We start from the raw sequence: 21,778 nt of genomic DNA on the forward strand, positions 1-21,778 counted from the left end.
TCTGATCCATAACCCGGTATACGGTCCGTTCACTGGGGATATGTACGCCTTCCGGCTGCTTCAGCAACAGCGCCTGATACATCCGGATCCGTCCATAAGTATCGTTACATTCATCCTCGCTGATGATTTCTTTCATGGCATCCGCCAGATCCTGGTACTTCCATGGACGGTCTTTGTTTGCGAGATATTTATAGAAGCCCTGCCGGCTGATACCAAGCATCCGGCAATAAAATGAAATTTTTCCGGTAATCCTGCCGTCCTCTGTTTTCAAAGCGAGAAAGATCATTCTCTGGTTTTTGCTGACTTCCGACGGCTGGCGGCGAAAAAAGCGCTGGCTTCCTCCAGAAATTCATTTTCTTCCTTCAGGCGGCGGATTTCTTTATCCTGCTCCTTCACCCGCTTACGCAGCATGGTAATTTCTTCTGACAGGCTCATTGCACTGGCAGGGGTATGGGAACCTTCCCCAACATCCAGCTTACCAGCTCTTACAGCTTTCAGCCATGTATGGATGGTTCCTTCAGGGATTCCTAATTCTTTAGCAGCCTTAGCGCCGCCGATTTCTTTGGCAAGTTTCACTGCCTGTACTTTGTATTCATGGTCATATTTACGTGCCACTTTGAATACCTCCTTATTCTCTTGGTTTTATTATGAAATCCTTGAGAATAAGCTGTCAACTTTTTTTATACCACACCAATACTTGCAGATATGAGCTCCACCTTCGAGGGCAGATTCCGCTTGCTCTGGATAAAAAGAAAAAGGTATTTGATTAATCATCAGATATTTCGTGTCATGTTCAATCATTTTCCACTCCATCACATCAAAATATCCATTTTGGAAATTCACCCAATAAGATGGTTGGTTATTTAGGTCAGAAAAACGTTTCTGCACCTGTGGTTGTGATATCAGAAGATTATAAATGCCCTGAATCGTAGTTGCTTTGATGCAGTCACGAAATATCAGCCTTTGAATCTGAGATTTTAAGCGAATCCCATTACGATCTTCATGGTAACATCCTTGTTCATAGATATAGGGTGTGCTTCCGAGCATAAAAAAAGGAACCGTCTGTATCAGATGGTCCACAATTTCCATGTCGAATACTCCAATCCGTTTTCCCTGTTCATTAAAACGATGAAATCTGTTTAAGTCTGGTGTATCGTCTGGTCTGCGTTCAAAGCGCTTAATATAGTCTCCAAGTAAAGATTTTATTTCTTGCATATGCTCCAGTTTTTGAAGATATTTCTTTTCTTTAAATAAATACCATCCCTGCCTGACTGTTAGAAAATTTTTATGGAGCATTTGTTCCAGAAAATCATTATATTTCTTGCCGTAACAAGCCGTTACATAGCAGTAATCCATTTGGTAAGTTCCAGCATAAGCAATTTCTTCCATATATGCTGCGAAACTCTCAAGACTATGATATCCGTCTTCCGCAGGAAGCAGAGCAACAGTAAGGAATCCGGCACCTATCAAAGAAAATGCTAAATCCTGATTATCAACAAGGAAAATATATTTCTGTTCATCTGTTTCCGGTTTGGTTTTCATATAGTGTTCTAAAAAGTTTTTATTCAATGTAAATTCCTCCTAACGTGAAGAAAGACGCTCCAACTAAGGAACGCCTTTCGGTAAAAAGTCTATTGATAGGCTGAATGCAAGGCTTTTGCCTTAGTCAAACCATCAATCCAGTTACATATAATAACGATAGATTCAAGATTTACATTGATTAGTGAACAACACCTTTCCGGCCGCCAAGGACGAGATGCCCTTTCAAGTCATCCCATGTGAAATCCGGCATATCCTCTCTTGCCACGAGAAAGTTCCCTGCCCGCTGGGTAAGCTGGGCAAAGTTTACCACATAGTCTGTAGCGCCTTCACTGTAAGTGTAGATAGACGCTTCAGAACCCATAAACCCGATTTCTGCTTCACCGGAGATTACGGCAGTCATAACTTTGTCGGCGCCAAACCCGCATACGAGATCCAGATCGATCCCTTCATCTTCAAAATATCCTTCTTCTATTGCTACATACATAGGTGCATAGAAGATAGAGTGAGCAACTTCATTCAGAGTGACTTTCGTCAGTTCTTTTTCTGTCTGCTTTGCAGCGGCACTGTCCGGGGAGTCCTTTTGCTGGGCCGTGCCTTTGGCGCAGCCGCCCAGAAGCGTCAGAGCAAATACAGCGGCAGTCAGGCATGCTATAATACGCTTTTTCATAATTCCTCCATAACATATGATTCTATGAATTTCATAATAATATATGAGCAAAGAATGAAAAAGGTGTGAAAACAGGGTACAAATAAAACAGGATGTACCATCGGATACATCCTGTTCATATGAACGATCATATTTCAGAAATAAGATAAAACATCAATAATCATCCGCATAGTCATCCTCAAAGGAATCATCGTAGTCATCCTCATCATCGTAATCTCCACCGCCCCTTGAAGTGATGGCCAGGATCAGTGATATAACTGCCAGTACGGCCGCGGCTACAGCGGCGATGAGAAGCTGCAGGTCATCTCCTCTGTTGAGGAAGGCAAGCACTCCGCTGCCGAGATAGAATAACATAGGCAGAAGGAATGCAAATACAGAATTTGTTTTCTGCATAATTAAATACAGCAGAGCGGCTACCAGCATACAGAGAGACAGAATGACAAAAATCAGTCCGGAAGTGGATCCGTCTTCTGCAGTTGATGTCAGCCCGGCGGCAAATCCGCGGTAAATAAAATAGCCGAATCCAAGCAGTGAAACGATGCCGAGAAGGATGCGCATAGGGCGGAATCTCGGAGTGTCATCGTAATAATCATCCTCGTATTCATCAAATTCTGGCTCGGATTTTCTGGACGAAGCATTAGCGTGAGACGCCTTTTTTTCAGCCGGGGCAGCGCTGGAAATAGTTTTTGTCTCATCTGCCGGCCGGGCTTTCTTTTTTAAAGGCTTTCCTATTGCTCCGGTGGCAAGCATGTCCTCATACCCTTTTCTGGCCGCTTTTTCATGCTTGGTGCGGACCCTTTCAGGCGGAATATTACTGTAACGTTTTTCTTCGTCAGAAGCTCCGGCATTGTTTTTTGCAGCAGTTTTTGTGGCGGCTGCTTTTTTCTGAGCGGGTTTCTGATCTGTAGTTTTGCGGACGGTGGCCTTTGCATCGGCAGGTTTCTGACCCGCAGACTTTGCAGAAGCCGCTTTCTTGCCGGAGGAAGAAACAGATGAAGAAGCAGTGGCAGAAGACTTTCGCTTAGGAGCGGCAGTTTTCAGTTCTTTATCCGAAATTTCATCTTTGGCCGCTTTTTTCTGAGCCGCTTTTTTTGCACGCTGTTTATCAAGATTCCACTGTTTTTTACAATCGCGGCAGATAGCATACTCGTTATAGACAGGATCACCGTTTTCGCCAGTGCCGACCTGTTTTGTGCGCAGTTCAAGATCTTTTCCGCATATTGGACACTTCATATATCTATACTCCTCTCTTTTGTTGGACAGAATCTACAACGTATTTATTATAACATTATGAGAGGGCAAGAACAACGAAAAAATGTAAGATCTGCTCGAAAATTGTAAATTATCCTCGGATTCTGTCATGGGATCCTAAGAGCGCAGAGAGGCACAGAAAGTTAATTTTTACTTTTTCCTTGTCTGTCACAATGTTTCCGCTTCGTATGTGGCTGAAACTGGTAGATGTCATTGTAAGATTCTAATTCCTCATCATTTTGCGGAAGTGATGGGATCAGTCCTGTACAGTCCATAGCAGAAGCCGCGTTAGTAAGATAATCATAGTCATCGATAGATTTCTTTTTTTCTTTTTTTATTTCTTTTTTCATTTTTTCACCTCGCGGTTATTATCTCCGGATAAGATAAATTGTATTCTGAGGGAAGTATGGTATAATAGCAGATGGTTACGGCTGAAGACGTTTTTGGAAAAGATTTCGTTTGAAAAATACATGTGGAAAGGTGGTATATTGATGAATTTTTTAGTGGATACACACTCTCATACGATTGCCAGCGGCCATGCTTACAGTACAATAAAGGAAATGGCGGCGGCGGCAAAGTCCAGGGGCCTGAAGGCCCTGGCCATCACGGATCATGCGCCGGAAATGCCGGGTTCATGCGGGATGTTTTACTTTGATAATCTGGGGATCGTGCCCAGAGAAGAGAGCGGGGTCCGGCTTTTTATGGGAGCGGAAGTAAATATCATGGCTCCGGACGGGACCATTGATCTTCCGGAAAAGGTATGCAGAAATCTGGATATTGTAGTGGCAAGTATCCATCCTCCGTGCTATGGTTTGGATCACACTCCGGAAGAAACTCTGAGAGCCTATGCAGAAGTGATGAGTAAACCTTATATCAACATTATCGGCCATCCGGATGACGGGAGATTTTCTGTTGATTATGAGGTCCTGGTTAAAATGGCAAAAGAGACAGGAACTCTTCTGGAAATCAATAATTCATCCTTGAATCCAAATGGAGTCCGGGCAGGAGCCAGAAAGAACACACTGGTCATCCTTGACCTGTGCAAGAAGCATGGGGTACCGGTGACTGTAGGCAGTGATGCTCATATAGATGTGCAGGTCGCTGATTTCTCTTTTGTCAGGGAAGTGCTTGATTATTGCGATTTCCCGGAAGATTTGATCGTCAATACGAATCTGGAGAAGCTGAAGCCTTACTTAAATCTTTATAAAACACTATAAAGAGGTAGACTTTAAAAGTTTAGTGTGCTAAAATATAGGGGCAGTTTGAAATGAAGATCATCTGACAATGCCGGCATTTTGCTGTATTTGGGCCGCAGGCTTGAAAAGGAGAAACACGATTATGAGTAAGAAGATAAGGACAGAAGCGGTAGATTATCTTTTTAAAGCAATTCTCAGTCTGGAAAATAAAGAAGAGTGCTATACATTTTTTGAAGATATCTGTACGATCAACGAACTTCTTTCACTGTCGCAGAGATTTGAAGTGGCCAAAATGCTGAGGGAACAAAAGACGTATCTTGAGATCGCGGAGAAGACAGGAGCTTCTACAGCGACGATCAGCCGGGTAAACCGCTCCCTGAATTATGGAAATGACGGTTATGATATGGTGTTTGAGAGGATCGGGCTGGATGACGGGGAATAAACGATTCCGATAAGAATAGAAAAGAGGATGTCTGAAGTTTTTCAGGCATCCTCTTTTGGTGCAAGTTCATCGAGGATTTTTTCAATCATGGATTTCTTTAAGTAAACATCAAAACTCAGACTGCACAGGAAAGAGAAAAGCTGGAGTTCTTCTCTGTCCGGGCCATCCGGCATGTCAGGAAACGCAGAACATGACTGCTCATAAGCGTCCTTCACGGCAGCCTTGAGAGGTTCGATGCGGGCTTTTTCCATTGCGCAGATTTCGCTGTAAAGGTCAGAAAGTTTCGGGTTATTTTCATTTGAGAAATATTTTTCTTTCAAAGGCCTTAAAATAATTTCTATATCTTTGATGGAAAGAATATTTTTAAAATAGTAAATAAAAATAAGCAGGAGGACATGCTCCTTGGAATATTTCTTTTTTATAGAAGGTGGCAGAAGATTATTTTTCGTGTAATTGTTGATCATGGTCTTGGTGAGGATCTTGTCTTCTTCATATCGTTTTGTAGAGGCAAAATGCTCGTCCATAAATGTGGTGACCTGATCCATATACAGAGCAATATTGGGGATTTCTTCGGGACGGATATAATCTACATGGTCCAGACTCTCCAGGATACTCTTCAGTATATCATTTGTATCAATTTTCATAGTATCACCTCAGCGCTTCCATTATATAGTATTCAAAACTATATAGCAAGGGAAAAGTGACGAAAATGTGTTGACTTTGACGAAAACATGTTCGATAATAAACAGAAACGCAGATGATCAGAAATCTGCGGATCAACAGACAGATGCAGGATATATTTAAAGGAGACATAGATGGATATATATGAAACTTTGAATGAACCACAGAGAGAAGCTGTTTTCTACACAGACGGACCTCTTTTGATTCTTGCGGGAGCGGGCTCCGGTAAAACGAGAGTGCTGACTCATCGCATCGCTTATCTGATTCGGGAGAAGAGTGTGAATCCCTGGAATATTCTGGCTATCACATTTACGAACAAGGCAGCGGGCGAGATGCGGCAGCGGGTGGACAATCTGGTAGGGTTCGGTTCAGAGAGCATCTGGGTGAGTACATTTCATTCGGCATGTGTCAGGATCCTGCGCAGATACATAGACAGACTGGGCTATGACACCCGGTTTACCATTTATGACACAGATGATCAGAAGACTCTGATGAAAGAGGTGTGCCGGAAATGTGGGATCGACACGAAGCAGTTTAAAGAGAGGATGCTCCTCTCTGTTATTTCTTCGGCCAAAAATGAGATGGTCATGCCGGAGGAGTTTGAACTGAACGCCGGAGGAGATTTTTCTCAGCTAAAGATCGCGAAGGTATACCGGGAGTATGAGGCGCAGCTTAGGGCGAATAATGCTCTGGATTTCGATGATCTTCTGGTGAAAACAGTGCAGCTGCTGGACACTCAGCCGGATGTGCTGGAAAGCTACCAGGAGAGATTCCGTTATATTATGGTAGATGAATATCAGGATACGAATACTGTGCAGTTCAGACTGATCCGTCTGCTGGCAGGCAAATACAGGAATCTGTGTGTTGTCGGGGATGACGATCAGTCGATCTATAAGTTCCGGGGCGCGAATATCCGCAATATCCTTGATTTTGAGAAAGAATATCCGGATGCCCGGGTCATCCGGCTGGAGCAGAACTACCGCTCTACGGGCAATATTCTGAATGCGGCAAACCATGTAATCTGCAACAACAGGGGACGTAAGGAAAAAACTCTGTGGACGGAGAACGGAGACGGGGACAGGATCCGATTGGGACAGTTCGATACCGGCTACGATGAGGCGGACTTTATTGCTTCGGATATCCGGAAAAGTGTCCGGGAAGGTGCATCTTACAATGACAATGCCATCCTGTACAGGACCAATGCACAGTCCCGTCTGTTTGAGGAAAAGTTTGTGGCCATGAATATTCCCTATAAGATCGTAGGGGGAATCAATTTCTATGCCCGCAGGGAGATCAAGGATATCCTTGCCTATTTGAAGACCGTGGACAACGGGAAGGATGACCTGGCTGTGCGCAGGATCATCAATGTGCCGAAACGGGGGATCGGGCTGACTACGATCAACCGTGTCCAGGAGTCAGCTACCGCCCGCGGTATCGGTTTTTATGAAGCGCTGCTGGCGCCGGATCTGATCGCAGGGATTGGAAGGAGTGGGGCGAAGCTGGATTCTTTTGCGGCTCTGATCGAATATTTCAAGGGACAGGCAGAGAGAGAAAGTCTGACTGATCTGCTGAATGAGATCATAGAAAAGACCGGATATATTGAAAATCTGGAGGCGGATGATCCGGTAGATGCGGAGACCAGGATCCAGAATATCGATGAACTTCTGAATAAAGCGGCCGCTTATGAGGAAGATTGTGCAGATAAAGGAGAACCTGCGGATCTGAGCGGTTTTCTGGAAGAAGTGGCTCTTGTGGCTGACATTGACAGCCTGGATGAAGATCAGGATTATGTCGTGTTGATGACACTGCACAGTGCGAAAGGACTCGAATTTCCTCATGTGTATATGGCCGGTATGGAAGACGGATTGTTTCCCAGTTATATGACGGTTACAGGAGATGATCCGGAAGAACTGGAAGAGGAGCGCAGGCTCTGTTATGTGGGTATCACCAGAGCAGAGCAGAAGCTGACGCTGACCTGCGCGCGCTACAGGATGGTGCGCGGTGAGACACAGTATAACAAGCTGTCCCGGTTTGTTAGGGAGATCCCTGCAGAGCTGTTAGATACCGGTGCCGGTCAGAGACCTGTAAAGCCCCTTTTTATGGATAGACCGGAGTCGAAACAGGCATCTGTTGGGAAGGGGGTATTTTCCGTACTGAAGAAGGGAAGTCAGCTGACTGCGGAAAAGCCCGGGAAATTGACCTATGACGTTGGAGACCGGGTGCGGCATGTGAAATTTGGAGAGGGGACCGTGCTTGAGATCAAAGATGGAGGACGTGACCATGAGGTGACAGTCGAATTTGATACTGCCGGAATAAGAAAAATGTTTGCCATGTTTGCCAAGCTGGTCCGGATTACAGATGATGGGGCCAGGTAAAGATTGGACAGAGCAATAATTTTCAGAATTTGGAATAAATCAGTAGTAATCTGAAAATGTTAGTGTTATAATAATCAGAGAGCAAGAGCTGTCCTTAGGGACAGGGAAAGGACGGGTATTATGAGCAAAGTAGAAGAGCTTATCGCTGAATCAAAATTGAGCGAACTGCTGCACAGAAATGAGGCAGACAAACAGAAGAATACAGTGATCTGGGTACTCGCCATAATTGGCGTAGTCGCTGCGGTGGCGGCTATCGCATATGCGGTATACCGTTTCTTTACACCGGATTATCTGGAAGATTTTGAAGATGATTTCGATGATGACTTTGATGATTATTTCAGCGAAGATGACCAGGTGTAATACACTTAAGTAGTAAGAGATAGAACAGAACATACAGGCAGGATGTAGAAAGCTGCACCCTGTCTGTTTTGCTGTAAAGTTTCAATAGGGGACGTGTACCTTTTAAAAGGGGACAGGCACCTTTTAAAAGGTACACGTCCCCTATCGAGGATAATATTCTGACAATTTGGAGATCAGTAATGAAAAAAGGACAGATTTATGAAGGAATCATAGAGAGAGTTGATTTTCCGAACAAAGGGATTGTATCCGTGGCGGAAGAGAACAGGCAGGTCGTGGTCAAGAACGGGATCCCCGGGCAGAAAGTCCGTTTCTTGATCAATAAAATCCGCCAAGGAAACGCAGAAGGAAGGCTTGTGGAGGTGCTGGAAAGGTCTCCTCTTGAGACGCGGGAACCTGTGTGCGGTATCTTCCCGGCCTGCGGGGGATGTATGTATCAGACCATGGCCTATGAAGATCAGCTGAAAATGAAGGAAGGCCAGATCAGACGGATCATGGATGAAGCCGTAAAAGGCACATATCTGTTTGAGGGGATAAAAAGAAGCCCAAGAGAGTTCGGCTACCGGAATAAAATGGAATTTTCGTTTGGAGATGAATATAAAGACGGACCGCTGTCACTGGGCCTTCATAAGAAAGGCAGTACTTATGATGTATTGACTGCCGCGGACTGCAGGCTGGTGCATGAGGATATGACCCGGATCCTTGTCTGCGTGCTGGAATATTTTCGAAAGAGGAATGTCAGTTATTACAGGAAGATGCAGCATACAGGATATCTGCGGCATCTGCTGGTCAGAAGGGGAGGCGCGACAGGAGAGATCCTGATAAATCTTGTCACCACGACGCAGGAGGAACACGACCTTGGCCCGCTGGTGCAGGAGCTGCTGGATCTGAAGCTGGAGGGGAGCGTCGCCGGCATCCTCCATATCCTCAATGATTCTCTGTCAGATGTAGTGAAGAGTGACGAAACTCGTATCCTGTATGGCCGGGATTTCTTTTATGATAAACTTCTGGGACTGGAGTTTAAGATTACGCCATTTTCTTTCTTTCAGCCAAATACGGGAGGAGCGGAAGTGCTTTATGAGACCGTGCGGGAATATATTGGGGATATTCATGATATGACTGTATTCGATCTGTTCAGCGGAACCGGCACCATCAGCCAGGTTCTTGCGCCGGTGGCAAAACAGGTGGTGGGAGTGGAGATCGTGGAAGAGGCGGTTATAGCGGCGAGGGAAAATGCCAAAAGAAACGGAATTTCCAACTGTAAATTCATAGCAGGCGATGTTTTCCAGGTGCTGGATGAAATTAAAGAAAAGCCGGATGTGATCGTGCTGGATCCGCCACGGGATGGAATTCATCCGAAGGCTCTTCCCAAGATTCTGGACTACGGTGTGGATCGGATCGTATACATTTCCTGTAAGATGACCAGCCTGGCGCGGGATCTGGAGATGATGCAGATGAAAGGGTACCGGGTGGAGAAAATAACGGCCGTGGATCAGTTTTGTCAAACGGTTCATATAGAGACTGTGTGCCTCTTGGGCAAACGAAAACCTGACACTACGGTAAAGATCGGTATAGATATGAAAGATTACCGCAGAATTAGGGATGCGGAAAAAGCAGAATAGAAGCCTATCTGCCATTGAAAATAGTATACGGAATCGAAGTTGAGAAGCTGTTGATGCGTTAGAGAAAAACGTGTCAGCAGCTTTTTTTAGCGTTGGGTGCGTAGTCGAAACTTCGAGGAGGTGGTGCCGTTGGGCAGAGAAAATTAAAAAATGGTGATGGAGGCAAGTCTGTAATAATTCTAAGGTCTGATCAAATCTGAAAGGAGTCAATTCTATGGCAAAGAAGAGTGTAAGAAATATGAAGGTCTGTGGACAGAGCGGTTATCAGTATAAGACGATCCCGTCTATCATGCTGAAGGGACAGTGGCTGAAGGACTGGGGATTCGAGATTGATGATGCGATTGTGGTGAAGTGTGAGGATGGGAAACTGGTGATTTCCAAGGCTGAAGACGAGCAGCGGGAGTTTGCCGGAGTGAGCCAGATGGTTGCGGAGGGCGTGAAAAAATACGGAAACTGAGAATGATAAGAAAATCAGAGTTAAAGGAGGCAGTGTGCATAATGGGTAAGATTATGATGTGCGGATCATTTAAAGGGGGAGTTGGCAAGACGGCAAGCTCCTGGAATTTGGCGTATTGTCTGGCAGAGATGGGGAAGAAGGTTCTGGCTGTAGATTTTGACAGCCAGGCAAATCTTTCCACCTGTTTTGGAATTGAGGATCCGGCGGCGGTACCGTTGACCATCGGGCATCTGATGATGAGTCAGCTGGAAGATGAGAAACAGCCGGATCCGGCGGAGTTTATTCAGAGAAGAAATGGTGTGAATTTTATCCCGTCATCCATGGTGCTGTCTGCTGTGGACAGCAGGCTGCGGATGGAGATGGGGGCGGAGAAGATTCTGGAAAGTATCCTGGAGCCGCTCAGGGATCGGTATGACTTTGTGATAGTGGATACGTGCCCTTCGCTGGGAACGTTGACCATCAATGCGCTGGCTGCAGCAGATGAAGTGATGATTACCGTCAATCCGCAGCTCCTGGCTATGATGGGGCTTCAGGATTTTATCCGGACAATAAAGAAAGTACGGAACCGGCTGAATGAAAGACTCCGGATTGCAGGTATTTTGTTGACAATGTGTGATGCCAGAACAAATCTCTGCAAGGTGATTACAGAACAGGTGATGGGAGCGTTTGAAGGACAGATCCGGATTTTTGAGAGCGTGATCCCGAACACGGTCAAAGTGGGAGAGTCTATTTATTACAGTAAGCCGTTGGTGGAATATGCGCCGGGAAGCAAGGTGTGTGAAATGTATCGGAGCCTGGCGAGGGAGGTGGCAGGTTATGAAAGCGAATAGCCCGAAACGGAAGGTATTCCAGGATGCCCTGGATTTACTGACGGAGGATATGGCAGTAGATAAGGCTGTGTCTGAAAATGGTATTCTGCAGATTGCTATTGATAAGATCACGCCGTTTTACGACCATCCTTTCCGGTTGTATGAGGGAGAACGCCTGGCTGATATGGTGCAGAGCATTCGGGAGCATGGAGTCCTGAATCCGGTGATCGTAAGACGTACAAAAAAGGGATTTGAGATGCTGGCCGGACATAACCGGGCAAATGCTGCCAAACTGGCGGGATTGAAGGAGATTCCTGCTATTGTGAAGGATAAGCTGTCAGAGGAAGAGGCTTATGTCTATGTGATCGAGACGAACCTGATCCAGCGGTCCTTTACAGATCTCCTGCCGTCAGAAAAGGCGGCAGTGCTGAAGGAACGGCATGAGAAGATTTCCTGTCAGGGGAAACGGAATGATATTGTAAAAGAGATTGCTGCTCTGGAAGGCGCATCACAGAAATCAACTTGTGGTCACTGTGACCACAAGTTGAGGAGCAGGGATAGCGTTGGAAAGGAATATGAACTGTCAGGAAGTTCTGTCTCCCGACTGATGCGCCTGAATCATCTGATTCCGGAGTTTAAGGAACAGGTGGATGATGGAAGGCTGCCCTTTATGGCGGCGGTCCATCTGTCCTATTTGAATGAAGAAGAGCAGGATCTGATCTGTCAGGTTGCGGAGCAGGAAGGCAAGAAGATTCGCCCCAAGCAGGCGGAGCAGCTTCGGAAACGGACCGGGAAGATTGATCGGGAGGCAGCGGAGACTATGTTCCGATGCTCCGAGAAGTCTATGGCTGAGAAGAAGACAGTCAGGATATGGATTGACGCAGGAGTTTACAATGCGTATCTGGCGGATGTTGGCGAAGCAGATGTTTCTGAAATCATGGAGAAAGCATTGAGAATGTATTTTGGAAAGGCGGTGTGAAGTGTTTTCAGAGAGGGAATTAAAGGGACTGGATCGGGGCTATTTTAACATTATTATGGCAAATGATTATGATCTGACATTGATGAGCAAAAATACCGGGCACTACTGGTATTTGCATAATCCGGAGTATCCGGAAGAAGGAAAGGTGATCATATTTCATCGTCATAATGGACAACTGCCGTATCATCTGCACAGTAAAAGCAGCACGCTGAGCCAGGCGGTAAAGCAGATCAAAGCCCATGATGCGTTCCAGTTGAACGGCCGGCGGCCGGTCCGCAGATGATAAAGTATTAGCAGACAGCACTGTAGGAGATGCCTGTGGTGCTGTCTGATTTTTATGCCTGATATTGAGAAAAGTAAGTCTTTAATTTCATATCTTGTTATCGCTTTTAGCTGATGTTCATTCTTGAGAAACTAAAGATTATTCGTTGTGAAAATTGAGGAGCTGTGATATACTGAAAATTGATTGATAAATTAGTTCCTGTAAAAGAATTTGAAGATGACGGACATGAGGTGTACGGCATGAAAATAAGCTATAAAAAATTATGGAAGCAGCTGATCGATGAAGATATGATGAAGAAAGATCTGCAGCAGAAAGCGGGGATCAGCTGGGCTACGATGACGAAAATGTCTAAGGGCGAAGTGGTAAGCACGGAAGTGCTGATGAAGGTATGTCAGGTGCTGCATTGTAATGTAGGGGACATCATTGATTTTATTGAAGATGATCCGGAATAGATCAGGGATTTTTATGGGACAGCAACCTTGTAATAATTAGAATGGGAATGTAAGGAAGGTAAGCAGCGGATGGCGGGAAATCAGATGGTAAGCCCATATAAGGGAAGCGGCCAGATCACAAGAGAGAAATTTATGTTTTATGAGATGCGGACTGCTGCAAGACTGATGGAGGAAGGGTTAAGTGATTCAGATGTGGAGGAACGGATCGTAGAGGATAATCTGTTCCAATACCCCACAGAGAAATCCATCCGACAAATGGCTAAGACTTGTATCCGGCGTCTGCATGGCCTTCAGGATGAAAGCCTGATAGCGGCAGTTGCGGCAATGCCTCAGGATGCAGCAAAGCAAATCTGTTTATATGCGATGATGAAACAGTATCGTTTGGTATGGGATTTTATGATCACGGTGATCGGTGAGAAATACCGGATGCAGAATTTCTCCTTCAGCCAGATGGATGTGAATGTTTTTTTCATGCAGCTTCAGGAACAGGATGATTATGTGGCTGGATGGAGTGAGAGTACGATGAAGAAAATCCGCCAGATTTTGATCCGGGTGCTTGCGGAGAATGAGTATCTGGATGACATCAAGGCGGATCACATCAATCCGGTATGGCTGAATCCAGTGCTGGAGAATGCCATAAGAAGCAACAACGACGACAGGGCACTGGCGGCGTTCAACTGCTTTCAGTGAAGCAGGCTTCACTGAAAGCCTCCGGCGGATCGCAGAAATGCGCAAAGGAAAGATTGCTTCGCAATCTGCGCATTTCGCGCACTGAGCGACAAGCGCTCAATGATGATAGAGGAGGAGAACATGAACAACATAAACGAAAGATTGGATAATCTGAAATTAGAGATACAGAAGCCGGAGTTTCTGGAAGGTAAGGGACTCAGCAATGAGGTGAATATTCGTATTTTCTGTTATGATGCCCAGGATGAAATGATCGTCAGGCATTTTACGGAGCAGCTGATTGTAGACCAGTCTCTGGACTGCCATTTGATTGAGCGAAATCTGTACAAGGTATTCTTGTCTATCTGTGATGATAAGCGTATCACGGAAAAGGCAGTGCAGATGGAAGAAAAGAAAGGAAAAGAGTTCCTGTTCCATAATCTGCAGAAGTTTGCCAATAATAAGAGCTTTGTGGAGAAGATGCAGTATGAACCGCATGAGCCGGGGGATGTGCTGCTTCTGACCGGCGTGGGGGAGGTTTTTCCGTTTATGAGGATTCATTCCCTTCTGGAAGCATTGCAGCCTGAATTTCCGGATATCCCGATTCTGGTGATGTATCCGGGAACATATGACGGAAGATTTGTGCGTCTGTTCGATAAGCTGGAACCGAATCCATATTACCGCGCATTTAATATTATTGGAATTGATGGTTCCAATAATCATGTATTGTAGGAGGTACTGACAAATGAGAATACAGGAAATGTTTTATGACGACATCGACCGTAAGATCAATGGCGTCGTTAAGGTAGACCAGGATGCCGCTGATGTACTGAAGCAGGAAGTTAAGGAATATGTCATCACGCGGGATATCCGTAAGCACATGATCACCTTCTTCAATAATTATGCCGAATCTTTTCGGGAGCCGACAGCAGATGTGGGCGTGTGGATCTCAGGATTCTTCGGAAGTGGTAAATCTCATTTCCTGAAAATGCTGTCATACCTTCTGGAAAACAAGGAAGTGGATGGAAAGAAGGTTGAGGATTATTTCCGTGAGAAGTTTGATGATGAAGCGACTTTCATGCAGATCGCAAGCGCGATCCGCGGAGAAACCGACACGATCCTGTTCAATATAGATATCGAGGGATCCATCAATAAGGATAAAACTGCTGTTCTGCGTGTATTTGCGAAGATGTTTTACAACTATCTGGGCTTTTATGGTGAGAACCTGAAGTGTGCGAAGATGGAACAGTTTATTGATAAAAAGGGAAAGACGGAAGAGTTCCGCAGAGTGTTTGAAGAAAAGAACGGTTCCCCATGGGTAGAATCCCGTGATGCTTTCGCATTCTTCGAGGATGATGTGGTAGATACTCTGGTTGAAGTGCTGGGTATGAGCGAGACTGCCGCTCATAACTGGTTTGACGGCACGGAGACCGTTGAGACCTCCATTGCACAGCTTGTATCCGAAATGAAGGAATACGTGGATGCCAAGCCGAAAAATTTCAGACTGCTGTTTATGATCGATGAGGTTGGCCAGTATGTGGGCGACAGCATTGATCTGTTGATGAACCTGCAGTCGCTTGTGGAGAAGATCGGAAGCGAGTGCAACGGAAAGATCTGGGTGGTATGTACCGGACAGGAAGCGATCGATGAAATCATCAAGACCAGACAGGATCAGTTCTCACGTATCCAGGCGAGATTCAAGACTAGGCTGTCCCTGACGTCTTCCTCTGCGGATGAAGTGATCCAGAAGCGTATCCTCAGAAAGAAGGATGCGATAACACCGCAGCTGGAACAGGTATATAATGAGAATGATTCCGTGCTGAGAAATCTGTTCAGTTTTAATTATTCTGCCGGTGATGCGGTTTTGGATATTAAAGGTTTTAATGGCCCGGGAGAGTTTGCAAGGGACTTCCCGTTCGTACCGTATCAGTTCATCATCATGCAGAAGGTATTTGCCGAGATCCGCAAGCACGGCAATTCCGGAAAGCATCTGTCCGGTGGGGAGCGTTCCATGCTGTCCGGATTCCAGGAAGCGGCGCAGAAGATCGAGGATAAGGATGAGTTCGCGCTGGCGCCGTTCTATCTCTTCTACGATACGGTTCACACATTCCTTGACAGTTCTATCCGCCGGGTGATCGAGCGCTGCCAGAAGGCGGCTGACACGAATGCCGGCATTGAACAGCAGGATGTGGCCGTGCTGAAGCTTTTATATCTGGTTCGCTATATCGATGATATCAAGGCGAATCTGGACAATATCGTTATCCTGATGGCGGATGATATCCGCATGGATAAGATCATCATGAGGGAACAGGTCAGGGGATCCCTTGACCGCCTGATGAGCCAGAACTATATCGGACGCACGGGCGATACTTATAATTTCCTGACGGATGAAGAACAGGATATTCAGAGAGAAATCAAGAATACGCCGGTTGATACCGCGGCGATTGTAGAGCGTATCGCACATATGGTATTCGGCGATATTTATACAGCAAAGAAGTTCCGCTATGGTAAGTATGACTTTGCCTTTGACCAGATGGTGGATCATACCACGGTCGGAGCGGTGACAGGCGGCATGAGACTGAAGATCATGACTGTGGCAGCGGATCCTGAGGAGAAGGCAGAACTTCGCCTGATGACAGAATCCTCAGGCCAGTCTATTGTGGTATTGTCTGATACGCCGTATTATGAATCGCTGGAAAATGCAATGAAGATCCGCAAGTATGTGAAGCAGAGGAATGTGGCTCAGCTTCCAAAGAGCGTGAGAGACATCATTGCAAATTATCAGAATGAAGCTGATAAATATGAGCAATCTGCACAGACGGATCTGGCAGACGCCATAACCAATGCGCAGTTCTATGTGGACGGTGAGAAAATTGAGATCAAGGCAGCAGCCGTTTCCTCAAAGGAAGAGGATCCGGTGAAGAGGGATTATGAGATCAAGAAGGGCAAGGCGAAGAGTGTCATTGACCAGTCCCTTGATTATCTGGTGTCCCACGTGTACAGCGACCTGGATCTGATCGTGGAGAATGCTGAATCGGATGCGGATATTCTGGCGCTTCTGACTGGCGCTGTCACGATGCTTCCGGGAACGGAGCCGAACAGGGATGCTGCTGCCAAGGTGGAAGAGTATCTGGAAATGCAGGACAGAAAGCATCTGCCGACTTCCATGGCGGATGTTCAGAAAAGATACCAAGCGATTCCTTATGGATGGCGTGAGATTGATATTGCGGCTGTCGTGGCTCTGCTGATTGTAGGGCAGAAAGTGACGATCAAATATGCCGGTTCAACGGTGCAGCCGAACAATCCGAAACTTCCGGATATGCTCAGGAAAAAGAGCGAGATCGGGAAGACGCAGATTTCCAAGAGACAGGTGGTGTCTGCAACAAGGATGAAGGCGGTTAAGGATTTTCTGAGGGATTACTTCAATCTCATGGATGTTCCTGCGGATGAAGACGGCCTGATCCATTTCATCATTGATAAGTTTGAAGGTCTGCAGAAGCATTATGAAGATCTTTTGGAAAAATACGAGGGTCATAAGTATCCGGACAGGAATGTGGTCAGCAATGCACATCAAATTATAAAAGATGTGCTGTCACAGCAGAAGGATAACGTGGCTCTGATCGAGCGTGTCCTTCAGAGGGAAGACAATCTGTATGATGCGCAGGACGCTATGCAGAATGTGGAAGCCTTTTTCAAGACGCAGATTTCCGTATTTGATGCAGCAGTGAAGTTTGAGCAGGATCTGAGGAATGACCTGGATTATCTCAAGAAGGATGAAGAGGCAAACCAAGAGCTGAACACAATCCGTCTGATTACCATGATTCCTTCCAATGGGAAGTATGATTATAGGAGGATTCCGGAATTGAACGCTCTGATGGCGAAGGTAAAGGCTTCCCATGATGCGATGCTGGAAGAAAAGCGCACAGAGCTTCTGGAAGTAGTCCGTCAGTGTATGGCGGAGATCCATCAGGCGTTAGACGATGGAAATGCGACAGCCAAGGCAATCAGTGACAAGGCTGATGTGTACTATGGACAGCAGAAGGAAAAGATTGCGGAGACGACAAGTCTGGCATTGATGGAAGGCTTCCCGATTCCGATGTGGAATTACCGGGATGATGCTGTTTCCAAGATCGAGTTTAGCAAACGGCCGCCGAAACCGGTTGCTCCGAAGCCCGTGAATCCTGTGAAGCCGGCTGCGAAGAAGACGTATAAGCCGATATTCCGTCAATCGCTTTTGAAGGCGGCAAGGCTGGAAAGCGATGCGGAAATTGATGCGTATGTGGACAAACTGAGAGAGCAGCTGAAGACATTACTGAAGGGATCAGACGGTATCGAACTTAAGTGAGGCAGTAAATCTTTGATTTGTCTAGCTGAACCTATGTGGAGTTTAGTAAAGGAAGAGTCAACTTATGGATAAAAATGCGATAAAGAAGTATGCGGTGTGGGCGCGTAAGGAGTTGATTACGCGCGTCACACAGAAGACAGAGCAATATGAAATTACGGAGAAGAAAACTACTCCCGCGGACGCAGATAGCATCGGTGGAAGGGTGCTTACTGCAGCGGAAAAGAAGCAGAGACAGGCATTGATTGCAAAAATCAATCAGGATGGGTTTGAACAGGTGATGGAAGAGGTTGCCTATACCTGGTTCAACCGTTTTACCGCGCTTCGGTTCATGGAAGTGAACAATTATCTGCCGAGTCATACCAGAGTTTTCACCAACGAGAATGGCAGGTTCAAGCCGCAGATTCTGGCAGATGCGATACAGCTGGATCTGGAAGGTTTGGATATGGACAAGGTTTTTGAACTGAAGGATGCCAACAAGACGGAAGAACTTTATAAGTATCTTCTGATCACTCAGTGTAATGTTTTGTCCGGTATTTTGCCGCGTATGTTTCAGAAGATTGAGGATTATACGGAACTGCTTCTGCCGGATTATCTTCTCCGTGAGGGAAGTGTGATTGAGCAGATGATCGCATTGATTCCGGAAGAAGATTGGACGGATCAGGTTCAGATTATTGGGTGGCTTTATCAATACTATAACAGCGAGAAAAAGGACGATATTTTCGCAGCACTGAAAAAGAATGTGAAAATCACAAAAGAAAATATTCCAGCAGCAACCCAGCTTTTCACACCGGATTGGATTGTCCGCTACATGGTAGAGAACAGTCTTGGCCGTCTGTGGCTGGAGGGACACCCGGACGTGAAGGAGCAGTTTCTGCCAACGGAGGAAGAACAGTCTGCATATGCGAAAGGAAATCGCACCCCGGAAGATACCAAATGGCACTACTATCTGGAAGAAGCCGAGCAGGAGCCGGAAGTGCAGGCACAGCTGGATGAGGTTCGCAAGGAATACGCCGTACTGACACCGGATCAGTTGAAAGTGATCGACCCATGCTGTGGATCCGGTCATATCCTTGCGTATATGTTCGATGTGTTGATGAAGATTTATGAATCCTACGGTTATACGACCCGTGAAGCAGTGGCAAGCATTGTGGAGAACAATCTTTACGGTCTGGATATTGATGAGCGTGCGGTACAGTTGGCATACTTTGCGGTAATGATGAAAGCCCGTCAGTATGACCGCCGTTTTTTCAGTCGAGGTATTCAACCACATGTATATGCCATTGAGGAGAGCAATCATGTAGATCAGTTTGCCGTGGACTATTTCTGCAACGGCGATGCCAAGCTGAAATCGGCTATGGACACCATTCTCAGCGAACTGTATGATGCAAAGGAATACGGCTCGATTCTGACTGTGACACCGCAGGATTGGTCTGCACTGCATGACCGCTTTGCGGAGATTACGGAAGATATAAATATGTCCCGAGAGACGGCATTGAGAGAACTGTTGCCGCTGGTGCAGATAGCAGAAGCACTGGCGCAGAAGTATGATGCGGTTGTGACAAATCCGCCATATATGTCAACCTCTAATGCTGATATAAAAGTAAATCAATATATAAAGAATAATTTTGCTATTGCTAAAGCTGATTTATATTCCGTATTTATTGCGAAGTGCGGAAGCATGGTAAAAAAACATAGATTTCAGGCGATGATTACACAACATAGTTGGATGTACTTGGCGAGTTTTGAAAAAATGCGGCAGGTTTTGCTGAATGGCTCGGATGTTGTTAATATGGCTCATCTGGGCGCAAGAGCCTTTGAGGAAATTGGGGGAGAGGTAGTGCAAACAACCAGTTTTGTTTTGCGAAAAAGTTTAGTCCTTGGATATCATGGAGCATATATCCGCTTGGTGGAAGCAAATAACCAGTTCACAAAAGAAAAGGAATTTTTATCAAAGAAAAGTATGTTTTACGTAAATCAGCAACAATTTATAGAGATTCCTGGTGCGCCAATAGCTTATTGGCTGTCACAATCTTTCTTAAATGTATTTTCTTTTCCATCACTTTCAACGGTGGGTGAAACACGAGAGGGTGTTACAACGGCTAATAATGAGCTATTTTTAAAATTGTGGTTTGAAGTAAAAAAAGATGATATTGATTTTGGATGTACTTCACAGGAGGATGCAGTAGTATCTACAAAGAAATGGTTTCCACATCATAAAGGTGGAGAATATAGGAAATGGTATGGTAATTGTGAATATGTCATAAATTGGGCAAATGGTGGCTCAGAGATTATGAATTACAAAGATGAAAAAACAGGAAGGGTTAGATCTCATAATTATAATATTGATTATAATTTTAGAGAGTATGCAACATGGTCTCGAATTTCATCGGAAAATGTTGGATTAAGATATTCTCCAAAAGGATTTATCTTTGATTCAGCGAGTGCAGGGTTATTCTTGCCACACGATATTCTTAAATATGGCATGGGTTTTATATGTTCTAAGGTCGCAAAACCATTATTAAAGGTATTAAATCCTACCATTAAAATTCAACCGGGGGATATTGCAGTACTTCCATTTTGCATTGATAAATCACAAAAAAAAAGGGTTGAAATTCTTGTAGATGAAAATATTCAGCAGTCAGAAACGGAATGGAATGATTTTGAAACCTCATGGGACTTTCAGCGGCATCCTTTGCTTCGCAAAGTTTCTACTATTGCTGAAGCCTTTGACCAATGGCAGGCTGAATGTGACAACCGTTTTAGCCAACTGAAAGCCAATGAGGAAGAACTGAACCGTATCTTCATTGATATTTACGGTTTGCAGGATGAGTTGACACCGGAAGTTGAGGATAAAGATGTTACCGTTCGCAAGGCTGACCTTGGCAGAGACATTCGCTCCTTCATTTCCTATGCGGTTGGTTGTATGTTTGGGCGCTACTCTATTTATAAAGAGGGAGTGATATATGCTGGCGGTAACTGGAATTATAATGACTATGAAAACATGGCATGGATAGCTGAAGGAAAACCGGAAATTCTGTCTTTTTATAGCAAGACACATTTCTTTCCGGATCAAGATAATATCATTCCTATTTGTGATGATGAATATTTTGTTGATGATATTGTTCACAAATTTATAGAATTTGTAAGCGTAGTTTACGGCACAGATAATTTGCATGAAAATATCAAATTCATTGCCGATGCCCTGGGCGGCAAAGGTCAGCCAAAAGATGTGATTCGGAATTATTTCCTGAATGATTTTTACAAAGACCATTGCAAGATTTATCAGAAACGCCCGATTTACTGGCTGTTTGACAGCGGCAAGAAGAATGGGTTTAAGGCTCTGATTTATATGCACCGCTATCAGCCGGATACTATTGCCCGCATACGCACGGATTATGTCCATGAACAGCAGAGCCGCTACCGCACGGCGATGGCTGATCTGGAAAAACGTATTGACAATGCAGCTACCGGCGAGCGTGTAAAGTTGAACAAAGAACTGAATAAGCTGCAGACGCAGTCGGAAGAAATTCGTGTTTATGAAGAAAAGATTCATCACCTTGCAGATCAGATGATCAGCATCAATCTGGACGATGGCGTCAAGCATAATTATGCGATATTCGAGGATGTGCTTGCGAAGATAAAGTAAGTAAGGAA

The 21,778-nt window shown here is 45.2% G+C and carries 19 protein-coding genes and 2 pseudogenes; 14 read left to right on the plus strand and 7 right to left on the minus strand.

Translation table 11 applies throughout. The features are described from left to right. The 6 genes and pseudogenes from BQ7367_RS08235 to BQ7367_RS08260 form a co-directional block, all read right to left on the minus strand. Nucleotides 1-220, minus strand: a pseudogene (locus BQ7367_RS08235) (IS3 family transposase); the annotation flags it as partial. A gap of 62 nt (nt 221-282) precedes the next feature. Continuing rightward, nucleotides 283-615, minus strand: a complete 333-nt coding sequence (locus BQ7367_RS08240) for a transposase (RefSeq protein WP_072524275.1) — start codon at nt 613-615, stop codon at nt 283-285. A gap of 30 nt (nt 616-645) precedes the next feature. Then, nucleotides 646-1,569 carry a hypothetical protein gene (locus tag BQ7367_RS08245; RefSeq protein WP_072525000.1) on the minus strand — a complete coding sequence of 308 codons (924 nt, stop codon included), beginning with the start codon at nt 1,567-1,569 and terminating at the stop codon, nt 646-648. 163 nt (nt 1,570-1,732) lie between these two features. After that, a pseudogene (locus tag BQ7367_RS08250) lies at nt 1,733-2,209 on the minus strand (ABC transporter substrate-binding protein); the annotation flags it as partial. 153 nt (nt 2,210-2,362) lie between these two features. Next, nucleotides 2,363-3,442, minus strand: a complete 1,080-nt coding sequence (locus BQ7367_RS08255; RefSeq protein WP_072525002.1) for an MFS transporter — start codon at nt 3,440-3,442, stop codon at nt 2,363-2,365. 161 nt (nt 3,443-3,603) lie between these two features. Continuing rightward, nucleotides 3,604-3,810: a hypothetical protein gene (locus BQ7367_RS08260; RefSeq protein ID WP_072525003.1), complete on the minus strand. Its 207-nt coding sequence runs from the start codon at nt 3,808-3,810 to the stop codon at nt 3,604-3,606. A gap of 141 nt (nt 3,811-3,951) precedes the next feature. Between BQ7367_RS08260 and BQ7367_RS08265 the strand changes: the two genes are divergently transcribed. Together BQ7367_RS08265 and BQ7367_RS08270 are read left to right on the plus strand one after the other, a co-directional pair. Further along, nucleotides 3,952-4,677 (plus strand): phosphatase, encoded by a 726-nt coding sequence (locus BQ7367_RS08265; protein ID WP_072525004.1) that lies wholly within the window; start codon nt 3,952-3,954, stop codon nt 4,675-4,677. A gap of 121 nt (nt 4,678-4,798) precedes the next feature. Beyond that, the gene (locus BQ7367_RS08270) at nt 4,799-5,098 is read left to right on the plus strand and encodes a YerC/YecD family TrpR-related protein (RefSeq protein ID WP_072525005.1); all 300 of its coding nucleotides are present in this window, start codon (nt 4,799-4,801) and stop codon (nt 5,096-5,098) included. 41 nt (nt 5,099-5,139) lie between these two features. Here the strand turns inward: BQ7367_RS08270 and BQ7367_RS08275 are convergent, their stop codons facing one another. Beyond that, a complete protein-coding gene (locus tag BQ7367_RS08275; RefSeq protein ID WP_072525006.1) occupies nt 5,140-5,742 on the minus strand; it encodes a DUF1836 domain-containing protein in 603 nt (200 codons plus the stop codon). Between the two features lie 171 nt (nt 5,743-5,913). Between BQ7367_RS08275 and pcrA the strand changes: the two genes are divergently transcribed. The 12 genes from pcrA (at nt 5,914) to pglX (ending at nt 21,770) form a co-directional block, all read left to right on the plus strand. After that, nucleotides 5,914-8,154 carry a DNA helicase PcrA gene (gene pcrA / locus BQ7367_RS08280; RefSeq protein ID WP_072525007.1) on the plus strand — a complete coding sequence of 747 codons (2,241 nt, stop codon included), beginning with the start codon at nt 5,914-5,916 and terminating at the stop codon, nt 8,152-8,154. Between the two features lie 120 nt (nt 8,155-8,274). Next, nucleotides 8,275-8,514 carry a hypothetical protein gene (locus BQ7367_RS08285; protein WP_072525008.1) on the plus strand — a complete coding sequence of 80 codons (240 nt, stop codon included), beginning with the start codon at nt 8,275-8,277 and terminating at the stop codon, nt 8,512-8,514. Between the two features lie 179 nt (nt 8,515-8,693). After that, nucleotides 8,694-10,133, plus strand: coding sequence for a 23S rRNA (uracil(1939)-C(5))-methyltransferase RlmD (rlmD, locus tag BQ7367_RS08290; protein WP_072525009.1), 1,440 nt, complete (start codon nt 8,694-8,696; stop codon nt 10,131-10,133). 214 nt (nt 10,134-10,347) lie between these two features. Continuing rightward, nucleotides 10,348-10,590, plus strand: coding sequence for a SymE family type I addiction module toxin (locus BQ7367_RS08295; protein ID WP_072525010.1), 243 nt, complete (start codon nt 10,348-10,350; stop codon nt 10,588-10,590). A 41-nt stretch (nt 10,591-10,631) separates the two neighbouring features. Then, nucleotides 10,632-11,420, plus strand: a complete 789-nt coding sequence (locus BQ7367_RS08300) for a ParA family protein (protein WP_072525011.1) — start codon at nt 10,632-10,634, stop codon at nt 11,418-11,420. Continuing rightward, a complete protein-coding gene (locus BQ7367_RS08305; RefSeq protein WP_072525012.1) occupies nt 11,407-12,378 on the plus strand; it encodes a ParB N-terminal domain-containing protein in 972 nt (323 codons plus the stop codon). Before BQ7367_RS08300 ends, BQ7367_RS08305 begins: the two co-directional genes overlap by 14 nt. 1 nt (nt 12,379) lies before the next feature. Further along, a complete protein-coding gene (locus BQ7367_RS08310) occupies nt 12,380-12,661 on the plus strand; it encodes a hypothetical protein (RefSeq protein ID WP_072525013.1) in 282 nt (93 codons plus the stop codon). Between the two features lie 179 nt (nt 12,662-12,840). Next, nucleotides 12,841-13,113 (plus strand): helix-turn-helix domain-containing protein, encoded by a 273-nt coding sequence (locus BQ7367_RS08315; protein WP_418435560.1) that lies wholly within the window; start codon nt 12,841-12,843, stop codon nt 13,111-13,113. Between the two features lie 69 nt (nt 13,114-13,182). Then, nucleotides 13,183-13,803, plus strand: a complete 621-nt coding sequence (locus tag BQ7367_RS08320) for a DUF1819 family protein (protein WP_235837576.1) — start codon at nt 13,183-13,185, stop codon at nt 13,801-13,803. A 120-nt stretch (nt 13,804-13,923) separates the two neighbouring features. After that, the gene (locus tag BQ7367_RS08325) at nt 13,924-14,511 is read left to right on the plus strand and encodes a DUF1788 domain-containing protein (protein WP_072525014.1); all 588 of its coding nucleotides are present in this window, start codon (nt 13,924-13,926) and stop codon (nt 14,509-14,511) included. Nucleotides 14,512-14,524: 13 nt separating this feature from the next. Continuing rightward, entirely contained in the window at nt 14,525-18,124 is a 3,600-nt protein-coding gene (gene brxC, locus BQ7367_RS08330) for a BREX system P-loop protein BrxC (protein ID WP_072525015.1), read from the plus strand. 64 nt (nt 18,125-18,188) lie between these two features. Continuing rightward, nucleotides 18,189-21,770, plus strand: coding sequence for a BREX-1 system adenine-specific DNA-methyltransferase PglX (gene pglX / locus BQ7367_RS08335; RefSeq protein WP_072525016.1), 3,582 nt, complete (start codon nt 18,189-18,191; stop codon nt 21,768-21,770). The last annotated feature ends 8 nt before the right edge of the window (nt 21,771-21,778 follow it).

Origin of the sequence: Clostridium sp. Marseille-P3244, assembly GCF_900120155.1 — a bacterium.
Taxonomy (GTDB): domain Bacteria; phylum Bacillota; class Clostridia; order Lachnospirales; family Lachnospiraceae; genus Mediterraneibacter.

Excerpts from the sequence above, each read along its gene's own strand:
- BQ7367_RS08300 (WP_072525011.1), top strand. The coding sequence starts at position 10,632 with ATGGGTAAGATTATGATGTGCGGATCATTTAAAGGGGGAGTTGGCAAG.
- BQ7367_RS08320 (WP_235837576.1), top strand. The coding sequence starts at position 13,183 with ATGGCGGGAAATCAGATGGTAAGCCCATATAAGGGAAGCGGCCAGATC.
- BQ7367_RS08295 (WP_072525010.1), top strand. The coding sequence starts at position 10,348 with ATGGCAAAGAAGAGTGTAAGAAATATGAAGGTCTGTGGACAGAGCGGT.
- pglX (WP_072525016.1), top strand. The coding sequence starts at position 18,189 with ATGGATAAAAATGCGATAAAGAAGTATGCGGTGTGGGCGCGTAAGGAG.
- rlmD (WP_072525009.1), top strand. The coding sequence starts at position 8,694 with ATGAAAAAAGGACAGATTTATGAAGGAATCATAGAGAGAGTTGATTTT.
- BQ7367_RS08265 (WP_072525004.1), top strand. The coding sequence starts at position 3,952 with ATGAATTTTTTAGTGGATACACACTCTCATACGATTGCCAGCGGCCAT.
- BQ7367_RS08285 (WP_072525008.1), top strand. The coding sequence starts at position 8,275 with ATGAGCAAAGTAGAAGAGCTTATCGCTGAATCAAAATTGAGCGAACTG.
- BQ7367_RS08275 (WP_072525006.1), bottom strand. The coding sequence starts at position 5,742 with ATGAAAATTGATACAAATGATATACTGAAGAGTATCCTGGAGAGTCTG.
- BQ7367_RS08255 (WP_072525002.1), bottom strand. The coding sequence starts at position 3,442 with ATGAAGTGTCCAATATGCGGAAAAGATCTTGAACTGCGCACAAAACAG.
- brxC (WP_072525015.1), top strand. The coding sequence starts at position 14,525 with ATGAGAATACAGGAAATGTTTTATGACGACATCGACCGTAAGATCAAT.
- BQ7367_RS08270 (WP_072525005.1), top strand. The coding sequence starts at position 4,799 with ATGAGTAAGAAGATAAGGACAGAAGCGGTAGATTATCTTTTTAAAGCA.
- BQ7367_RS08260 (WP_072525003.1), bottom strand. The coding sequence starts at position 3,810 with ATGAAAAAAGAAATAAAAAAAGAAAAAAAGAAATCTATCGATGACTAT.
- pcrA (WP_072525007.1), top strand. The coding sequence starts at position 5,914 with ATGGATATATATGAAACTTTGAATGAACCACAGAGAGAAGCTGTTTTC.
- BQ7367_RS08305 (WP_072525012.1), top strand. The coding sequence starts at position 11,407 with ATGAAAGCGAATAGCCCGAAACGGAAGGTATTCCAGGATGCCCTGGAT.
- BQ7367_RS08325 (WP_072525014.1), top strand. The coding sequence starts at position 13,924 with ATGAACAACATAAACGAAAGATTGGATAATCTGAAATTAGAGATACAG.